The 19,075-nt window shown below is 61.4% G+C and carries 16 protein-coding genes and 1 pseudogene; 11 read left to right on the top strand and 6 right to left on the bottom strand.

Features of this window, described 5'->3' with window-relative positions; all coding sequences use genetic code 11:
- The first annotated feature begins 4 nt into the window (after window positions 1-4).
- Entirely contained in the window at window positions 5-2,203 is a 2,199-nt protein-coding gene (locus tag FHW96_RS06285) for a TonB-dependent receptor (RefSeq protein ID WP_172339704.1), read from the top strand.
- A gap of 38 nt (window positions 2,204-2,241) precedes the next feature.
- Here the strand turns inward: FHW96_RS06285 and FHW96_RS06280 are convergent, their stop codons facing one another.
- The gene (locus FHW96_RS06280; protein ID WP_172339703.1) at window positions 2,242-3,330 is read right to left on the bottom strand and encodes a helix-turn-helix transcriptional regulator; all 1,089 of its coding nucleotides are present in this window, start codon (window positions 3,328-3,330) and stop codon (window positions 2,242-2,244) included.
- Window positions 3,331-3,539: 209 nt separating this feature from the next.
- On the opposite strand from FHW96_RS06280, the gene FHW96_RS06275 reads away from it, so the two are divergent.
- From FHW96_RS06275 to FHW96_RS06245, 7 genes and pseudogenes are all read left to right on the top strand, one after another.
- Entirely contained in the window at window positions 3,540-4,466 is a 927-nt protein-coding gene (locus FHW96_RS06275) for an ABC transporter ATP-binding protein (protein WP_172339702.1), read from the top strand.
- The gene (locus FHW96_RS06270; RefSeq protein WP_172339701.1) at window positions 4,463-5,233 is read left to right on the top strand and encodes an ABC transporter permease; all 771 of its coding nucleotides are present in this window, start codon (window positions 4,463-4,465) and stop codon (window positions 5,231-5,233) included. Before FHW96_RS06275 ends, FHW96_RS06270 begins: the two co-directional genes overlap by 4 nt.
- 42 nt (window positions 5,234-5,275) lie before the next feature.
- A pseudogene (locus FHW96_RS06265) lies at window positions 5,276-5,467 on the top strand (NAD(P)-dependent oxidoreductase); the annotation flags it as partial.
- Entirely contained in the window at window positions 5,464-6,342 is an 879-nt protein-coding gene (locus tag FHW96_RS06260; protein ID WP_172339700.1) for a kinase, read from the top strand. The pseudogene FHW96_RS06265 and the gene FHW96_RS06260, both read left to right, overlap by 4 nt.
- A 215-nt stretch (window positions 6,343-6,557) precedes the next feature.
- Entirely contained in the window at window positions 6,558-7,778 is a 1,221-nt protein-coding gene (locus tag FHW96_RS06255) for a chloride channel protein (RefSeq protein ID WP_371815651.1), read from the top strand.
- Between the two features lie 153 nt (window positions 7,779-7,931).
- Window positions 7,932-8,852 (top strand): TIM barrel protein, encoded by a 921-nt coding sequence (locus FHW96_RS06250; protein ID WP_172339699.1) that lies wholly within the window; start codon window positions 7,932-7,934, stop codon window positions 8,850-8,852.
- 159 nt (window positions 8,853-9,011) lie between these two features.
- Window positions 9,012-9,755 (top strand): hypothetical protein, encoded by a 744-nt coding sequence (locus FHW96_RS06245; protein WP_172339698.1) that lies wholly within the window; start codon window positions 9,012-9,014, stop codon window positions 9,753-9,755.
- A gap of 91 nt (window positions 9,756-9,846) precedes the next feature.
- On the opposite strand, the gene FHW96_RS06240 is transcribed toward FHW96_RS06245, so the two are convergent.
- From FHW96_RS06240 to FHW96_RS06220, 5 genes are all read right to left on the bottom strand, one after another.
- The gene (locus FHW96_RS06240; protein ID WP_172339697.1) at window positions 9,847-10,770 is read right to left on the bottom strand and encodes a sugar phosphate isomerase/epimerase; all 924 of its coding nucleotides are present in this window, start codon (window positions 10,768-10,770) and stop codon (window positions 9,847-9,849) included.
- A gap of 19 nt (window positions 10,771-10,789) precedes the next feature.
- Entirely contained in the window at window positions 10,790-11,746 is a 957-nt protein-coding gene (locus FHW96_RS06235) for a sugar phosphate isomerase/epimerase (protein ID WP_172339696.1), read from the bottom strand.
- Window positions 11,747-11,839: 93 nt separating this feature from the next.
- Window positions 11,840-13,144, bottom strand: a complete 1,305-nt coding sequence (locus FHW96_RS06230) for an MFS transporter (protein WP_172339695.1) — start codon at window positions 13,142-13,144, stop codon at window positions 11,840-11,842.
- A gap of 38 nt (window positions 13,145-13,182) precedes the next feature.
- On the bottom strand, window positions 13,183-13,896 hold the full coding sequence (locus FHW96_RS06225) for a sugar phosphate isomerase/epimerase family protein (RefSeq protein WP_253950778.1): 714 nt from the start codon (window positions 13,894-13,896) through the stop codon (window positions 13,183-13,185).
- Between the two features lie 234 nt (window positions 13,897-14,130).
- Window positions 14,131-14,865 (bottom strand): LysR family transcriptional regulator, encoded by a 735-nt coding sequence (locus FHW96_RS06220; RefSeq protein ID WP_172339693.1) that lies wholly within the window; start codon window positions 14,863-14,865, stop codon window positions 14,131-14,133.
- 157 nt (window positions 14,866-15,022) lie between these two features.
- Between FHW96_RS06220 and FHW96_RS06215 the strand changes: the two genes are divergently transcribed.
- The 3 genes from FHW96_RS06215 to FHW96_RS06205 all read left to right on the top strand — a co-directional run bounded on the left by FHW96_RS06215 (window position 15,023) and on the right by FHW96_RS06205 (window position 19,055).
- The gene (locus tag FHW96_RS06215; RefSeq protein ID WP_172339692.1) at window positions 15,023-16,630 is read left to right on the top strand and encodes an arylsulfatase; all 1,608 of its coding nucleotides are present in this window, start codon (window positions 15,023-15,025) and stop codon (window positions 16,628-16,630) included.
- Between the two features lie 482 nt (window positions 16,631-17,112).
- On the top strand, window positions 17,113-17,295 hold the full coding sequence (locus tag FHW96_RS06210) for a hypothetical protein (protein WP_172339691.1): 183 nt from the start codon (window positions 17,113-17,115) through the stop codon (window positions 17,293-17,295).
- A 101-nt stretch (window positions 17,296-17,396) separates the two neighbouring features.
- A complete protein-coding gene (locus tag FHW96_RS06205) occupies window positions 17,397-19,055 on the top strand; it encodes a hypothetical protein (protein ID WP_172339690.1) in 1,659 nt (552 codons plus the stop codon).
- The last annotated feature ends 20 nt before the right edge of the window (window positions 19,056-19,075 follow it).

Genomic DNA, 19,075 nt, shown 5'->3' with positions numbered 1-19,075 from the left:
AAACATGAAACTTCACTTTATGCTGGGGGGCGCTCTTGCGCTCGCCCTTACTTGCCAGCCCGATGCCGGTCTGGCGCAATCGCGCGAAACGGCCGCCGCGCCGGAAGCCCCCAGTCAGGGCGTGGGCGACATCATCGTCACGGCCCAGAGGCGCAAGGAAAAGCTGCAGGATCTGGCGGTTTCGGCAACAGCCTTCGATTCCGGTTCGCTGGCCGCCAAGGCCGTGACCAACCTGTCCGACCTGCAAAACGCCAGCCCCGCCCTCTCGATCTCCGATGGCGGCATTACCCAGTCGATCAACATTCGCGGCATCGGTCTGGCCAGCAATTCGCCCAGCGTGACCGCCGGTGTCGCCACCTATGTCGATGGCCTGTTTCAGCCCCCCATCGTGCAAGCCAACAGCTTTTACGATCTGGCCGGCGTCGAGGTGCTGCGCGGGCCGCAAGGGACGCTGGTAGGGTCAAACTCGACCGGCGGGGCGATCTTCATCAACACGCAGAACCCGCAGTTCAACAAGGGCCTCGGCGGCTATGCGACGGCAGGAGTCGGCAATTACAATTCGTTCCAGTCCGAAGGCGCGGTAAACTTGCCGGTTTCCGACACATTCGGGCTGCGCGCGGCGGGTTTCTATCGCAGCCATCGCAGCTATTACACCAGCGTCGGCCCGGTGCCCACGGATGCAGGCAAGCTGCAGGAGGGAGGCGGCCGCCTGACCGCCATGTGGAAGCCCGGATCATTTCAGGCCATTGCCAAAGTGTCGTTCAATGATCGCAACACGGGCGGCTATGCCTATCGCCCGATCCCTGGCACACCCTTTGATGCCTATCGCATGGGCGACATCCGAACGCTCAGCTTTGACACTCCCGTAGCCAACCGCGAGCGGGCCTTTCAGGCCAGCCTTGAACTGAAACAGGAATTGGCCAGCGGGATCGTGCTCCGCTCGGTTACAGGGTATCAGAACAAGCGGATCAATGCGCTCAACGATGTTGACGCATCGGCAGGCCCCGGCGGCGTGGCGGAGAACTATTTCGCGGGCGAAAAGGTCTATACGCAGGAAATCAACATCATCTCGCCCACGGCAGGGCGGTTCGACTGGATTTTGGGCGGCTATTTCCAGCGCAACGACATCCGCATCCGCATTCTTCAGGATCAGGGCGGCTTTCCCACCGACATCATCGGCGGCAACCAGCGCACGACCACCGGCCTGTTCGCACAGGGCAATTACGAGATCGTGCCGGGCCTTGAGGCGCAGTTGGGCGCGCGCTATTCGACCTATAAGGCCACCGGCTATGGCGATGTCACCATTGGGCGCGGCATTCCCGGCTTTCCCACGGCGGGCCTTGCCGTGGCCTCGCTGGCGGGCGAACATAAAGATTCGCTGGCGACCGGCAAATTCGCGCTCAACTGGAAGATCGACCGGGACAACCTGCTCTATGCGCTGGTCGCGCGGGGGTACAAGCCGGGCGGCTTTAATTCGCCCACGTCAAACTTCGATCCGGAACGCGTGATCAGCTATGAAGCGGGCTGGAAATCGGCCTTTCTGCATAACCGTATCCGCACCCAGTTGAGCGCATTCTATAACCAATATGCCAATTTCCAGTTCAACGTGGTCGAACCCAGCACCGGCTTTTCGGGCGTGGAAAACATCTCCACGGTCAAGATCAAGGGCGTGGAGGCGCAGGTGCAGGGACGCTTTGGCGCCTTCGGCTTTGACGCCAATGTGGCCTTTGTGGATTCGCATCTGGCCAGCGTGACCTTCGTCAACACCCGCCAGTTGGGCGGGGCCAATCTGGGTCCGCAATGCCCGATTGGCCAGCCATCCTCGCCGCCGCTCTGCTTTGACTATCGGCCCTTTATCCAAACCACCGGGGGCGGCCCCAATCTCTATGCGCCGCGCCTGACATGGGGTGGCGGGTTTGAATATGAATTGTCGCTGGGCGGTGAGGTGACGCTGACGCCGCGGGTGAACTATGCCTATGTCGGCGAACAATTCACCTATATCGGCTATTCGCCGCTCTCGGACCGACTCAATGCGCGCGAGCTGCTTTCAGCGATTGTCACGCTTAAACTCAACAACAGGCTGAAGGTTGAGGCATGGGGCACCAACCTGACGAACAAGCAATATATCACGGGCCAATTGAATTCGAACGAATTCTATGGGGCCCCGCGTGAGTTTGGCGTCAAGCTGAACGTGGCGTTCTGATGGCCGGGCCGGGGCGGCGGCAATCCGCCCCGGCCACCCTAGAGCCGCGCGAGCGACTGGCACACGTGCCGGACCAGATCGGCCTGACGGCCAACCCCGGCCTTGGCCAACGCGCTTTTTAGCTGCATCCTTGCGGTGCCTTCGGCAATGCCGCGATGGGCGGCGAAATCCTTGACCGTCATCCCGCCCACCAGATGCGTGGTCAGCGTGGCCTCGGCCATGGTCAGGCCGAACAGGTCGGCAACTTCAGCCGCATTGATACTGGGCGCCGTGGAGGGCGAGCAGAGCGCGACAAGCGCGAGATTATCCCCCGGACGGTCGGCGGCATCGCGACGCAGCACGCGAAGATGCAGCACTTCGCCGGGCCCATCCCCGGCGATGCGGCAGGTGTCGCCCCGCTGCCCCCTGATGGCATCCCGCACCATCAGATCGGCATCCATCGCGCGAAACCGCAATCTGCCGCCTGATCGCGCCATCTGCGGCAGCGTGCCCACAAGCCCTTCGGCCGCCGCATTCATCCACCGAATGTTGAGATCCCTATCACAGGCGATGAGCGCAAGGCTGGTTGAATCCATGAAGGCTTCGGTTATCGAAAGCCGCGCCTCATAGCCCGCAATCTTGCCCAAAAGGCTCGAAACCTGTCGGAAGTGGGGCAAAAGCTGGTTTAGAAAGCCCAAATCCGCCTCAGTCATGTCGCGGCCGTCGCCAAGATGGCGATGGAAAATCATGGTCGTATGTTCGCCCGGCGCGGTCTTGCACCCCAGCCAGAACCCCGGCCCCAAACCACAGGTGGCCAGACCATGGCGCAAGGCCTCCCGATCAGCGGCGGTGAAAGCCAGACTGCGCTGGTCGCTCTCGATCTCGTCCTGCCCGCGCGGTTCGGTGTCGCGGCGAAAGCGGGGGTTGAGCGGTGAATTGGCCCAGGCATCGTGGCGCTGCGCCTCCTGTGTGGACCATGTATCACGCCGACAAATGAACGGGACCAGATCGTCCTTATGCGCAACAAGGCTCTGAAACACCGCGCTGGCCACCCCCAGACGCAACTTTATCGCATCGAGAACAGCGGTCCAGCGCAGCTCCTCGCCCACCGCGCCATACATCGTGGCAATGAGTTGGTTGTCATCCACCGGCCAATGCCGCTCCTCTCTGCCCGTCACGGCGCTCTTTGGCCCGTTTGATCACCAATCTAGCCTGATTCCATCCGCAAGGCGAGATACGTTGCGCCGACGATATATTTGGCCGTCGACGCGTTGTCGGTCTGGACATCCGCTCCGGCCGCGCCATCTTGGGCGCGACGGCGCATCCTGCCGTCCATGTCCCCCCACATGGAGGCTCCATGCCTGCGATCCTTTCGATCGAAGCACTCGGCAAGCAATATAAATCCGGCCACAAGGCGCTTGAAAGCGTCGATCTGTCCATCGAACGAGGCGAAATTTTCGCGCTGCTCGGCCCCAATGGCGCGGGCAAGACGACCCTTATCAGCATCATCTGCGGCACCGTGACCCGCAGCACCGGCACTATCACCGTCGCCGGCCATGACATCGACCATGCCCGCCGCGAAGCCCGCCAGCGCATCGGCCTTGTGCCGCAGGAAATTGCGCTGGACATGTTCTCGACGGTGCTCAACACCGTACGCTTCAGCCGGGGCCTGTTCGGCAAGGCCCCCGATCCGGCCTATATCGAGGAAATCCTGCGCGACCTATCGCTGTGGGACAAGCGCAACGTGCGCACCATGGAGCTTTCCGGCGGCATGAAGCGCCGCGTGATGATCGCCAAGGCGTTGAGCCATGAACCCGAATTGCTGTTCCTCGATGAGCCGACGGCGGGCGTGGATGTCAACCTGCGCCGCGACATGTGGGCGCTGGTGCGCAAGCTGCGCGAACGGGGGATGACGATCATCCTGACCACCCATTACATCGAGGAGGCCGAGGAAATGGCGGACCGCGTGGGCGTCATCAACGGAGGTCGGCTGCTGCTGGTCGAAGACAAGGACGCCCTGATGCGCAAGATGGGCAAGCGGCAACTGACCCTGACCTTGCAGGCGCCCTTGGCGGCCATTCCGGAGCAGCTTGCCGAGTGGTCGCTGGTGCTGGCCGAGGATGGGTTGCGCCTGATCTACAGTTTCGATGCGCAGGCCGAAGACACCGGCATGCCCGCTCTGCTCCATCGCCTGAGCGAATTGGGCATTGCCTACCGCGATCTCGACACCAGCCGCAGTACGCTGGAGGATATTTTCGTCAATCTGGTGGAGAAGGCGGCATGAGCGGAATCAATCTCCACGGCATCTGGGCGATTTACCGCACCGAAATGGCCCGCTCGATCCGCACCGTCTGGCAAAGCGTGGCGACGCCGGTCATCACCACCGCACTCTATTTCATCGTCTTTGGCGGCGCCATCGGCTCGCGGATGAGCCATGTCGGCGGGGTGGGCTATGGCGCCTTCATCGTGCCGGGCCTGATCATGCTCAGCCTTTTGACCCAAAGCATCTCGAACGCCTCCATCGGCATCTATTTTCCCAAATTCACCGGCACGATGTTCGAGATCCTTTCGGCCCCGCTCAACGCAGTCGAGGCGGTGATCGGCTATGTCGGCGCGGCGGCAACCAAATCGGTGGTGATCGGCCTTATCATCCTTGCTACGGCCACCTTCTTTACCGATGTGCGCATCCTGCATCCGGTGTGGATGGTCGCCTTCCTGCTGCTGACCTCGCTGACTTTCAGCCTGTTCGGCTTTCTCATCGGCATCTGGGCCAAGAATTTCGAGCAACTGGCGATCATTCCCTCGCTGGTCATCACGCCGTTGACCTTCCTTGGCGGCGCGTTCTATTCGATCGACATGCTGCCCCAGCCATGGCGCACGGTCAGCCTGTTCAACCCGGTGGTCTATCTGGTCAGCGGGTTTCGCTGGAGCTTCTATGGCCTTGGCGATGTAGGGGTCGGCGCCAGCCTTGCATTCACCGCCGGGTTCATGGCGCTGTGCCTGATCGCTCTGGCGTGGATTTTCCGCACCGGATGGCGGCTCAAGCCCTAAGCAGCATCTTCGCAGTTCCGCAAACGCAGGGCGCCGGGCGGCGAGGCCAAGCGCAACATCATCAATGCAGAGGTTCTGGCTCATATGAAACCGCATGCCATCCTGATCAACACCGCGCGGGGCGATGTGAAGGATAAAGCCTCGCTGGTCGACGCATTGGCAATGGGGTTGCGGGCCTTGGCCAATCTTGACCACTGGGCACAAGGCCGCCCTCCAAGAGAGGGTCGATCATGAGCGACCTTACATCAAGGCTGATTGCCGACGAGCGCTTGCCTGACACTTATATGGAAACGGTTGATCGCTGGTGGCGGCCGCTGGCGCGAAAGATCGCCAACTGGCACAGCATGGCACATTCGGCGATCGTCGTGGGCATAAACGGGGCGCAGGGCAGTGGCAAATCCACCCTTTGTCGTTTCCTTCAGGAAGCCCTGCTGCCCGAGCTCGGACTCACGACCGTCACCCTGTCGCTCGATGACCTTTATCTGCCGCTGGCCGAACGGCAAAGGATGGCGCAGGAGGTCCACCCACTGTTCCGCACACGCGGCGTTCCGGGCACGCATGACGTTGCCATGGGGATGGCGGTGATCGACAGCCTGCGGGCTGGGGCGCGGGTGTTGATACCCCGCTTCAGCAAAAGCACGGACGACCGTATGCCGCCGCAGAATTGGGGGCAATGTTCAGGCCAGCCCGATGTCATCCTGTTCGAAGGATGGTGTGTGGGGGCAAGACCACAGGATCGAAGCAGCCTGACCGCACCGATCAACGCTCTGGAAGCGCAGGAGGACCCGCAAGGCATTTGGCGCAGTCATGTCAATGACGCCCTGCGCACCGACTATGCGCGCTGGTTTTCCGCCATCGACCATATGGTGATGCTGAAACCGCCGTCTTTCGACCATGTTCTGGCCAACAGGATGCTGCAGGAACACAAGCTGCGCGAAACCCAGCCGGATTCCCGCGCAGCCATGGATGACGATGCGGTAAAACGTTTCGTCAGCCATTACGAACGTCTGACCCGCCATATGCTGATCGACCTGTCGCCGCGCGTCGATGTCCTGATCGAGCTCGATGCCCGGCAAAATCCTTTTAACAGCCGCGGGCTGCTGTTTTGACGCAGGATATTCGCAAGGACAAGGAACGCGGCAGGACCGGCAAGGCCACGCCGGATGCGGGCCAATTGCCTCGGTCTGGTCTCATGCGATCTTGCCTAGACGACAGCGCATGTCGGGCCTAAGGGCATCGTTTTCAGGCTCTGAACAAGAGGCCCGCTGTGTCGATTGACCGACAAGCCAATACATTGCATCCTCGCTTGCGCTGGACCGGAACATTGGCGTCGCGGATCGCCGCGATCCTTGGCGCGATGGCGCTGGCGCTGGCGGCCATCGCGTTTGCGCAAGGCGGAGAATGGGCCCAGCGCGCCTTTCTTGCGCTATATCGCCACGCGCCATGGGCGCCGCTGATCCTGACCCCGGCCCTGTTCATGATGGTGGTATGGTTCACGCGCCGCTTCTGGCCGCTCGCACGGGCCTCCGGCATTCCGCAGGTGATGGCGGCCTGTCACAAGCCGGATGGAGCCAAGGCCGCGGCGCTGCTTTCCCCATCGACCGCTGCGGCCAAATTTGTCGGCACGATGTTGATCCTGCTGGCAGGCGGATCGGCCGGGCGCGAAGGGCCCACGGTGCAGATCAGCGCCTCTATCATGATGGCGGTGAACCGGATGCTGCGGGTGCCGATCACCTCGGGCGTGGTGATCGCAGGGGGCGCGGCGGGCGTGGCCGCGGCCTTCAACACGCCGCTGGCAGGGGTAGCCTTCGCCATTGAGGAACTGGCGGCCGCGTTTGAACAAAAGGTCGCGGTACAGGTGATGGCAGCGGTGATGATCGCGGGTCTGGTCAGTCTGGGCCTGTCGGGTGATTATATCTACTTCGGCGCGATGAGTGCGGCGCTGGACCTGCGCACCATGCTGATCGTCGTGCCGCTGGCAGGGGTCTGCGGCGGCCTGCTGGGCGGATTGTTTGCTCGCGCAATGGTCGTCATGGCATGGTCGGGCGCGCCATGGCTGGCAAGGATAAAGGCGCGTCCGCTGATTCTGGCCGGGGCATGTGGGCTGATCGTGGCGATCACGGGGATCGCCAGCGGCGGGCTGTCATGGGGAACGGGCTATGAGACCACTCGGGCCCTGCTTGAAGGACATCATACTTCGCTGATCTTCGGCCCGGCCAAGCTGATTTCCACGCTGGCCACGGCGCTGAGCGGCGCGCCGGGAGGCATCTTTGCCCCTTCGCTCTCGGTGGGCGCAGGGCTGGGGCAAGGTCTGGCGATGATCTTTCCCACCCATCCCAGCGGGGCCATCGTGGTGCTGGGCATCGTGGGCTATTTCTCCGGCGTGGTGCGCGCGCCGCTGACGGCGATCATCATAGTGATGGAGATGACCGCCGACAGGTCCATGATCCTGCCGCTGTTCGGCACCGCCCTCATCGCGGACTGGATCAGCGCGATGGTATGTCGGCCGAAACTGTACCATGCCTTGTCCTTGAGCTTTCGGTAAGGCCCTTCATCAATTCGGGCAAGCAACAGTTGGTGGTTACGCGGCGGGCGGCTATGATCCTATAATCGCCCTCGTCGAAGGAGCAGACCCTATGCATTCGAGATCCGCCGATGCGGCCGATGGCGCCGCCCTTTGCCATCCTGAAAGGGCCGGATGACAATGCGGATAGGCCATTTCCCCGTCAGTCGGCGCATGTTGGGCCGGATGGCCATCGGCGCCTCCATGGCCTCTTTCACGCCTTTTCCCGCAAGGGCTGCCTCCGCGCCTGCCCCGCGATTTTCGGTGATGGCATGGGCGTTGGGTCACGACATTCCCTTTGAGCGCCAGTTGGGCATCATCAGCCAGGCCGGTTATCAGGGAATCGAGCTGACTGGCGAATTTCGCAACTGGACAAAAGCCGAAACGCGCGAGGCCGCCTCGCGGATCAGGGGTCATGGTCTGGTCGTCGACGCCATGGCGGGGGTGCGAACGGGCTTTGCAAAAATCGGGGAAACCGCGCAGTTCCTCACCGAACTGTCGCAGGTGATCGAAAGCGCAGTCACGCTGGAATGCGGTCGCGTCATTTTGGTATCGGGCCCGGTCGCGCCGGACATGGCCCCGGCCGAACAGCAATCCCGCGTGGCCCAGGCGTTGCAAAAGGCGGCCGAGCTTGCCGCTGCCGCCTCGATCGAGCTGGTGATCGAACCCATCGACCGGTTTGAAAATCCTACGTGCTTCCTGACCGGCGCGCGTCAGGCAAAGGCAATTTTGCAGCAGGTGAACAAGCCGAACGTCAAGATCCTGTTCGATATATTTCACGAGCAGCGAGCCTATGGCAATGTTCTGGAAACGCTCGAACTGCTCATCAAGGATATCAGCCTCATCCATATCGCCGATTCGCCCCGGCGCGGCGCGCCCGGCACTGGCGAGCTTAATTTCCGGCGCGTTTACAGTGAATTGGGGCGCCTAGGCTATCATGACTGGATTGCCATGGAATTTTACCCCGAAGGCGACCCGGTGCCGCCGCTCGTTACGGCCCGCCATCAGGCGATTGAGGCGATGTCGCGCCAGCCCACATTAGGAACCGGGGCCTAGCCCCCTCCCCCCTGATCCTCGGCATCAGGTTGGCAAATTGTATCCATCTTCTTTGATCGGAATGGGTTAAGCCACGTCTGGACGGATGATCGCTATCAAGTCGCGTTCCGGCCGGGCCGGCACGCACTTCGTTCCCGCGATGATTAAAGGGAGCCAGACATGAACAGCCTGCCCAGAATTAATGCGGTCTATTGGATCACTCTTATCGCGGCGAGTGTGTTTGGCACCAACACCGGGGACTATGTTTCCGATGAACTGGGGATCGGGCATCTGTCCGGCCTGCCGTGGCTTGCGCTGCTGTTCGGCGCGATCCTGATTGCCGAGCGGGTCTTGCGGCCCGCCTTGCCCCTGCTCTTCTGGCTGGCGATCATCACGGTACGCACCGCCGCCACCAATATTGGCGATGCTTTCCATGATTTTCACCTGGGCTTTGCCGTCTCGTTGCCGGTTGTGTCGCTGGCTTTCGTACTGGCCGTGGCGGCCTATCGCCGGTTGGGTGGGGGCGTTGCGGAAAATGGAGCGGCCAAAGTGGATTGGGCCTATTGGCTGTGCATGATGATGGCCGGTGCATGGGGGACGATCATGGGGGATTTCACCTCGTTCGGCCTGACCAGCCCGCCGCTCTTCCCCGCCATGGGCACGGTCTGGCTGAGCGGTCTGCTGGCGCTGGTCTTTATCGGCGGCGGTCGGGGCCGATTGGTTGGTGGCTGGTATTACTGGCTGGCGGTGGGCATGGTGCGTGCGGCGGGTACGGCGGCGGGTGACGCACTCGCGCATGCTCTGGAAGGCCCGGACCATAGTCTGCTGCCCGCTCTGGGCATCAGCGGGGGCGTCTTCCTGCTCCTTGTCCTAGGGTTCTATGGGCGCAGGGCGGCGGGGAACATCGTCCAGCCCACATGCTGAAGTCCGGCAAATCGGATCACTGCCTGCACCCGGCCCCGTTTCGGCAAAAGGTACAGGCAGTGATCCCATATTCAGCCGAATTGGCTGACGCTCAATCGTAGATCGGGCGCAACTCCTTATCGAGATAATAGCGCGTCATCGCCATCGAGGCCAAAAGGTCGGGCGAGCCGTCATATTCGATCGACATCCAGCCCTTGAACTCATGCTGTTTGAGCAGGCGATAGAGGCCCTTGAGGTCCAGATCGCCCATGCCCGGTTCCCAGAACCAGCGCGTGCCGTCATCGGTGATCTCAGGGTCCTGAGAGAAACGCAGGCTGTCGGGTTGATTGGACGAGGCCGTATCCTTGAGGTGGAATGTGCTGATGCGTTCGTGATAGTCGCCATAGAACTTCAACAGATCCTCGCCCATGATCGAGATCTGGGCCGTGTCGATGCAGTAATGCACAAATCTCGGATCGGTTGTTTCGATCAGCTCGCGATGGTTCGACAGGTTGATCGCACAGAAAAATTCGTTGTGCAGTCCGATCTTGACCCCTTGATCGGTGGCATAACGGCCGATCTCATTCATAACTTTGGCGCATTGCTGCACCTCTTCGCGGCTCAGCGGCCCGGTCCCGTAATAGTTCTGCGTCGGACAGGTGTTCATATAGGTGCCGCCGAAGCGCACGATAGTGTCCACAGCCTCGCGGCCGGAACGCACAGCCTCGTCGAAATGATCCGCCGCATGGGAAGCATGCGCACCGTGGAACATGCCGATCACGCTGACCCCGCGCTCTTTTGCAAAAGCCGTGAAATTCTCGGGCGAGCCGAACAGGGGCAGGATGTCGGCCATATCCCACGGCGCAATCTCGATCCCGTCGAAACCAAGCGCAGACTGATATTTCAGAATATTATCCCAATCGGAATAATAGGCGCTGTTGGTCTTGTCTTCATAATAGAACTCACGAAAATTATCGATCTTCTTGTAGGGGATCGATTTCCAGTGGCTCATATTGGCATAGTGAATGTTGGGCATCGCGGATTCTCCGTCCGTCTTATTTCTGAAACTGGTTGAGCAAGGAGCGGGTCCGCAGCAGCGCGCGAAACGGATCGCGCGTCTGCCGGGCGCTGCACGTGATCGGCCCCTGATAATTCAGCCGGTCCAGCAAGCCCGCGATCTGTAAAAGATCGACCGACCCGGTCCCCGGATCGCGGAAGACCTGCGTTGCACGATGGGACGGGAATTCAGGATTGGGCGTTTTCCAGACATCCGCCGTATCAACAAAGTCGGTGTCGGTAAGATGTACGCAGCCGATCCGCCCGCCATGCGCCGCAAGAAAATCCGCCGCCGAGGTGCCGGCAACGAACAGGTTGGCCGTGTCGAGGTCAAGCTTCACCGTATCAGGCAGCGCATCGAGCAAGGGCAGAACCCGCTCACCGCCGAACAGACCCCAGTATTCATTGCGCAGAACCAGCGTGACGCCCAGCTCCGCCGCCTTGGTGGCAAGCCCGCCCAGCATTTCGGCAGTGCGCTGGGTGAAGGCCTCTTTCTGGCTTTCGAGGTCGGGATGATATTGCAAAATGCGGCCATAGAAAGGCGATGGGCTGATGGCGAAATAATCCGCGCCCATATCTGCGGCATGGGCAAGAGCCTCATGGGCAAAATGACCCGTTGCGCCAAAATAGAAGCCGAGATTGTCATTGCGCATGAACAGGTTGGGATCAAAGGTGATGCCCGTGACGCGATCAACCCCGCTTTCCTTCAGCAGCGCGCGATAATTGGCCGCGCTTTCATATTTGGTGTTCACGCAATAGCGGTTCATCGGCACGCCGCTGCGCCCGCCAAATTGCCACACCGGCTCATAAGGGATCTCGATGGCCGAAAAGCCCGATGCGGCAATCAGCCTGTAAAGCTCCTCCCAGAAATACTTGCTTTCATAGCGGTTCCGGTTGGGTTCCTGATAGTGTCGATTGATCAGATCGAGGCTTATTGCGATCGTTTCTGTGTGCATGACTGAGTTCCGTCTCCGCGTAAGACCGCGTTTCGTTGCATAGGTTGGATCAGAAGGGCGCCGCCCATCCTGTTTCGGAATATGTCAGCGCGATCACGCGGTCTTGCCGCGCCCGGTGATCGGCCAAAGCAGCATGACCAGCGTTTGGGCCACCAGCAGAACCACCGCGCCGCCGCTATAAGTCCAGCGGATCGCCTCGCGCGCGCCGTCGCTGACATGGCCGGGCACATAGCCAAAGGCGCCCAGCACATAGGCAAAGCCCGCCGTGCCCAGCGCCATGCCCAGCTTGGTCGACAGGCTGATACCGGCCGAGAGCAAGCCTTCGCGGCGGGTGCCGAACTGGGCTTCGTGATAATCCACCGTCTCTGCGATCATCGCAAAGGCGGCCGTGATGGTGATCGATGTGGCAAGGCAACCGGCGATATAGAGGCCAAGGAACAGGCCCACATGATCCTGCACAAAGGGCAGAGCGGCAAACAGCACCGCGGCAATGGCCAGCGCCGCCACTGTGCCGTTGCGAATGCCCGTGCGCGCCAGAATGGCGGGCGCCACAAAGGCCGAGAGCAGCAACATTCCGGCCACGGCGGGCAGCATCACTGAGATCATCCAGGGCTTGCCCAGCACATCAATGGCGAAATAGGCTGTGGCCGCCATCATCATGCCAAAGCGCGCAAAATAGAGCAGACAGGAGCCGAAAACCACCAGCCAGGCCCGATTTTGCAGCATCTCCTTCACCGCCGGCAGGATGGCGAAGCGCGGCGAGGCATGGTCCTCATGCCTCTCACTGCAATTGCGGAACAGCGCCACCGTGCAGGCAAAGCCGACAGCGGCAAACAACGCCGCCGCCAGCGTGAAGCCGCGCTGTTGATCCGCCCCGCCAAGCGCGCCCACCAAAGGCATCACCGTTGCCGTGCCCAGCACCACGCTGACCGATGTGCCGATCGAGCGCATTCCCGACAGTCTGAGCCGTTCGCCGCCGTCCAGCGTCATCATCGGCATCAGCGCGGTATAGGGAATGGCCTGAAAAGACATGAGAATGCCCAATGCCTTGAAGGTCAGGAAGGCATATACAAGCTGCGCGCCCTGCCCCCATGCGGGCACATGGAACACCGCAACCGAAACAAGGGCATAGGGCAAGGCGACAAACAGGAAATAGACGCGCGTCCGACCCCACCGGCTGCGCGTTTTGTCCACCGCGATGCCTACCAGAACGTCGATCACCGCATCGAGCAGCCGCGCCACCAGAAACACCGTGCCCACCGATGCCGCAGGCAGGCCCACCACGTTGGTATAATAAAACAACAGAAAACCGCTGGCCATATTATAGGCCAGACTGGTTCCCATATCGCCAAAGCCATAGCTAAGCCGTTCGGCAAAGCTCAATTTTGTGTTGTTCATGGCCACATCCTCTCCCGAGTGGCAGCAGATTATGGCCTTTAGCAGTCCAGCTTTTGCCGGGTCAGCGCCAAGGATTGGTCCATGGGCAGGGTGGGGAAATATTCCAGTCCAATCGCGCCGGAATAGCCCAGATCCGCCAAGGTCTGCGTGACTTTGGCCCAATCAACCGAGCCGGTGCCCGGTTCGTTGCGCGCGGGCATATCGGCCACCTGAACATGGGCGACCAGATGGATGCGCCCGGCCAGAACCTGCGCCATATCCTCGCCCATCACCGCACTGTGCCAGACATCGTAGAGCAGCCGCAGGTTGGGGCTGTTGACCGCCTCGACCAGATCGAGGCCCAGCTTGGTGCTGACCAGATACATGGCCGCAAAGAGCTGTGTGTTGAGCGGTTCGAGCAGCAGCGTGACCCCCGCTTCCTCTGCCACATCGGCCACCGCGCGCAAGGCGGCGACGGCGTTGGCGAAATGCTCTTCCTCGCTCAACCCCTCGACGCGAAAACCCGAGGCCACGATCAGGTCAGGCTTGCCCAGCTTGGCGGTGGCCGCGATGGTTTCGCGCACGGCCGTCACCAATTCCGCGCGCTCGGCCGGATCGACGATCGAGCGACGCGGATCAACGCAAACCCCGGTCAGCCGCATGCCTGTCTCGTTCAACGCCTGCGCCAGAGCATCCACCGGCTTGTCGCGCCACAGGTGAAATTCGGCCAGCTCAAAGCCCGCCGCCTTGGCCGCACGCAAACGCGCGTCCAACTCGCCGGCTTCGGTAAATTGCCATTCAATACAGGATGAAAGTGGATAGCACGCAGACATAGGATCCTTTTCCCATTCTACGGCCCCGTGGCGCTGCTCGCGCTCGTATGCCTGGCAGGGTTCATCCCTGCTATTTTGTGTGCCGCCTTCATCGCCGCATTTGCCCGACAGGTCAATATGGTTTGATGCAGCATGATGCTTTGCGCGATCAGGCGCTTGCCTCACAAAGACAGATTACGATTTCGATACAATCAATTCAGACAGATAGCGGTGCATTTTCGCGACGAATGATGTCGGCTTTCCAAATTGGATGGCAAAACGCCCCATCGCATGGGGCGGGCAAAAATCATCCATCGCAACCAGCATACCACTGGCCAGTCCGATCCGCGCGCGAGGCTGGCTCATCAGGATCGCGCCCACTCCGGCATGGGCCAGTTCCAGAGCATGATCAAAAGCGACATGGGGAGCGGCGAAAAGCCCACTGTGATAGGTGACCAGCAATTCGGCATTGGCGAAGGGCTGTTGATCGATCGGACACGTGAAATAGGCCAGATCCAGCTCAAGCGCGTCCATCACCACCTCCGGCGCCACGGCAATGGTATGGAGATCGGCCGAGATCTTGCGGCCATCGCTGCTGAATTCCATCGGCGATGTGCGCAATATCGTATTGAGAATGACACTGTCCGAACCGACCCGGATCGGCACGACCATGCTTCCGCTGAACCCCAATTGCCGAGCGCTCTCAAGCAGGCTGTCAGCGCCCAAATGGAAATGTTCGCCCGCAGACGTTAAAACGTTGGGGCGGCCCGGCGCGCGAGTGAACAACGGACGTGCGCAGGCCGTCTCCAGCGCATTGATATGGCGGCTGACCGCCGCTTGCGTGATCCCCAGCGCCTCGGCGGCGGCCATATAGGAACCGGCCTGACAAACAGTCCTGAACACTTCCAACTGGCGGATCGTTCCGACCATACCTTTTATCCCATACCCATATAGTCATGACTCCCATAGCCGAATGGGGCGTCGCGGGCGAACCCATGTTTTTGTAATCCCATTATCGACCCGGGCGAAAGATGCCGGAAAGCATGGCCCGTTTTTTCGAAAGGCCATGAGCACGATGGGAGACAAAATGGCACGACATCCCCGCAGACCGGCCGCCTCGCTCTGCGTTCTGGCGCTGGCTTTGCTGCTGACCGGCGCGGCTATCGCGCAAACGGTCCCGCCAGCGCTGACGCCCATTGTTGCCCACGCGCCGGTGGCTCCGGCGGGTGCGCCCAATGTGCTGATCGTGCTGAATGACGATGTCGGTTTCGGCGCAGCCGGCACTTTTGGCGGACCGATCCCGACCCCGGCCTATGATGCGCTGGCCGCGCAAGGGTTATGCTATAATCGCTTTCACACCACCGCCATGTGCTCGCCCACCCGCGCGGCGCTGCTGACCGGGCGTAATCCCCACCATGTGAACATGGGCACGATCACCAATCTTGCGGTCAACGCGCCCGGCTATACCGGCATCCTGCCCAAAAGCGCGGCCTCCATCGGGCGGGTGCTGCAACTGGCGGGCTATTCCACGGCGTGGTTCGGCAAAAACCATATCACGCCCGAATGGGAATCCACGCCCGTCGGCCCGTTCGACCGTTGGCCCACGGGGCTGGGTTTCGACTATTACTATGGCTTCATGAACGGCGCGACCAGCCAATGGACGCCTGCTCTGAACGAAAATACCGTTTCGGTCGACCCGCCGCGCCAGCCCGGCTATATTCTCGACCGCGATCTGGCAGACCATTTGATCGGCTGGATGCGCCTGCATGTCTCCATCGCCCCCACCAAACCGTTTTTCGCCTATCTCGCCCCCGGATCGGCGCATGAACCGCATCAGGCGCCGCCCGAATGGATCGCCCGCTTCAAAGGCCATTTCGATCAGGGATGGGACAAGGTGCGCGAGGAAACTTTTGCCCGGCAAAAACGCATGGGCATCATCCCGGCCAACGCAGTGCTGACCCCGCGACCGGCCGAAATTCCGGCGTGGGACAGTCTTAACGCCAAGCAAAAGGCGCTGGCGGCCCGGTTGATGGAAGTCCACGCCGCCCAGCGCGCCTATTGCGATGCGCAATTCGCCCGGATCGTCGCCGCGTTGAAAGAGGCTGGCCAGTGGGACAACACCCTGGTCCTCTATATCGACGGCGACAATGGCGCCTCTGCGGAAGGCGGGCAGGAAGGCTCGGTGTTGGGCGCGCTCAATGGGCCTCAGACCACGCCGGCCTATGACTGGGGCAAGCTGAGGGATCTGGGCGAGCCTTGGTCTTCGGAAAACTATCCCGCAGGCTGGGCATGGGCGATGGACACGCCATTCCAATATTTCAAACAGGTCGCCTCGCATCTGGGCGGCATACGCGACGGATTGGTGATCAGTTGGCCCAAGCGCATCGCCCGCCCCGGCGAGATGCGCCACCAGTTCGGCTATGTCACCGACATTGCCCCCACCATTTACGAGGCCATCGGCATCACCCCGCCCGAAACCGTGGACGGCGTGGCCCAGATAAAGCTGGACGGACAGAGCCTGCTTTATCTGGGCCACGTCGATGCCCCCGAAAGGCATCGCTCGCAATATTTCGAGATGCTGGGCAACCGTGCCTTCTATCGCGATGGCTGGCTTCGAGCATCCCGCCAAAATTGCCGTGGGAGGCCAAACCCTGGACCCCGCTGGCCCAGTGGTCGTGGGCGCTTTACGATCTGAACCATGATTATTCGCAATCGCGCGATGTTGCGGCGCAAAATCCGGCTCTGCTGGCAGATATGCGTCAGGGTTTCAATTCTGCAATGCATGAGAATGACTTTGGCCTGCTGGATATGCCGATCGGGCCGCGCACACGCGATGGTCTGCGCCCCTATTAGGCCAATGGACGCACACATTTCACCTATTGGCGACAGGAGCGCCCGCTTTCGGACGAGGCATTCCCCAATATCCGCAACCGCAACTGGTCGCTCAATGTCCCGATCACGATCAACGGACAACAGGATAACGGAACGCTGATTTCGCAGGGAGGTTTCCCCATTGGCTGGGGGCTCTACATCATCCGTGGCCGCGCCACTTTCCTCTACCGCTGCGAGCCTCAACCGCTGGGACGACTGACCCATCCCGCAATGCTGAGCAAGGGGGCGCACAAAATTGACCTGCGCGTGGTTGCCGATGGCTCTGCTCCGGGTGCCGGAGCGAAGGTGATGCTCTCCGTCGACGGCGCAAAGCCGGTTGAGATGCATCTGCCCTCCACGGTGCCCAATTACTTTGGGCAGGATGGTGTCGGGATCGGCCGCGACACGGGCACCGCGATCAGCCGCGATATCTCGATGCCCTTACGCTTTTCCGGTGAAATGGGGCCGGTGCTCATCGATCTGCATTGAAAAACGGCGCGCCGCTTTCCTCCATGCCGGCGCCTTACCCTCTTGCAACGCCCTGCATCCCCGCTACCCTGAAAGGCTGAAGAAACGGGGGACGACATTTCATGCAAGATCATTCGCTGTCGCGGCGCGCGATGCGCGCCGTGCTGGGTGTGGCTTTGGCTGCGCTCTGTGCAGAGCAGGTCGCCGCGCAAGAGGTCACAGCGATACCGCCACCTGTGCCGGTCCCGGCGGCCGCCACGCCGGATGCAAAGCTGCCCTCGCTCCACATCCGCTGTGACGGCAACCCGCCGCATATGAGCGATGCGGAAAGCTTCGCACGCTTTGTCGGAGCGGTGACATTGCTGGCCCTGTTTGCACCCCGCCCAGAATTGCCCTCGCCCGAAAAGCGTGTGTTTGGCGAGGCGGGGGTGGCGATCTGTTCGCAATTGATCGACGATCCGGCCCATCGTGAAAAGAACACGCTGCGTCGACTGCCCCTTCTGCTGGCGCGGTCGGCGCACAATATCGAGGCCAAGCACTATGACAAGGCGCTGGCCGATGTGGTGCAGGCCCGCGCCGAAGCGGCAGCCGAGGGCCTGACCAGCAACCCCTATTTCCAGCGCAGCATGGGCATCTCGCTCGACCGGTTTGAAGCGGCGGCACGCATCCGGATGGGCGATGCCGCAGGGGCGCGCGACGCGGGCCTGGCGGCGGCGGTGGCTGCGCCCTATTCCTTTGTGCCGGTGATGACCGGCCAGGATTTTGGCTGGGCCAACCGCAAGGATGGCGGGCTCGCCGAGAATTATCTTGCCGCAGCTGATCGCATGGTGATCACCAGCGCAATGATCCACGCCAACCGGCTGGAAGATCAGAACCAGCTTGCCGCCGCCGTCGCCCTGCGCGAGGCGGTGATCGTGCGTGCGCAGGCTGTGGTCACCGATTCCAAGAACAGCGCCCCGCTGGCCGATGCCGCGATCACGCATGCGCTGGCCGGGGACTGGGCCCGCGCCGAGGCCCGCGCCGGGGAGGCGCGAGCCAACCTTGAAGCGCGCGATGCCGAGGGCAAGCCGGAGAACGACCGCGCGGGCGTGGTGGAAAAGCTGGACTTTCTGGGTATCCTGCAACTGGTGCGCGAGGGCAGGCTGGATCAGGCGCGGCGGATGTTCGGGGCGCGCAGCGAATGGTCTTCGATCAGCTATGGCGCGCGCTTTCTGCTGGTCGACAAGCTGCGCAAGGATGCGACCAAGGATCAACTGACCGGCATTCTGGCCACCGGCAGCGACGAACAATGGGACGTGATGCGCCGCCGCATTCTGGCCACCCAATTACAGAATGACACCAACAACCGCACGCTTTTCAGCAACATCCTGACCTATGCCAAGGTGGATGACTATGAAAGGCTGAGTAAAATTGTCTGGAATACAGACAAATCACGGATGATCGGCAAGGAGCCGATCAAGAACTCCCGCTTCTATCAGGTAAATACCGCAAGCGCCCCCATCAGCTCGCCCTTCGCCCAGATGGATGCGCTGATGCTGCATGCAGCCTTGCTGGCCAAGGCGCGCGGCTTCAAGGGGTTTACCATGATCGCCCCGCGCGCGGTCGGGGATTGGATGTGGGTCGCCTTTGGCAATCCCGGCGATGCCGATAGCCCCGCCGCCATGTTCATCGATGCGGACAAGGCCATAGCCGAATTGCGCCAGATCATCCCCACGCCCGAGGAAGTGACCGCAAGGCAGGCCGAGCGGGAAAAGGCGGCGCTGAAAAAGGCCAGCGCCTGACTGGTAAAACGGCCATCCGG

It is taken from the genome of Novosphingobium sp. SG751A, from assembly GCF_013149295.1.
In the GTDB taxonomy this organism is placed as follows: Bacteria; Pseudomonadota; Alphaproteobacteria; order Sphingomonadales; family Sphingomonadaceae; genus Novosphingobium.
The sequence above is the reverse complement of the archived record's forward strand: the minus strand, read 5'-3'. Positions and strand labels throughout refer to the sequence as shown.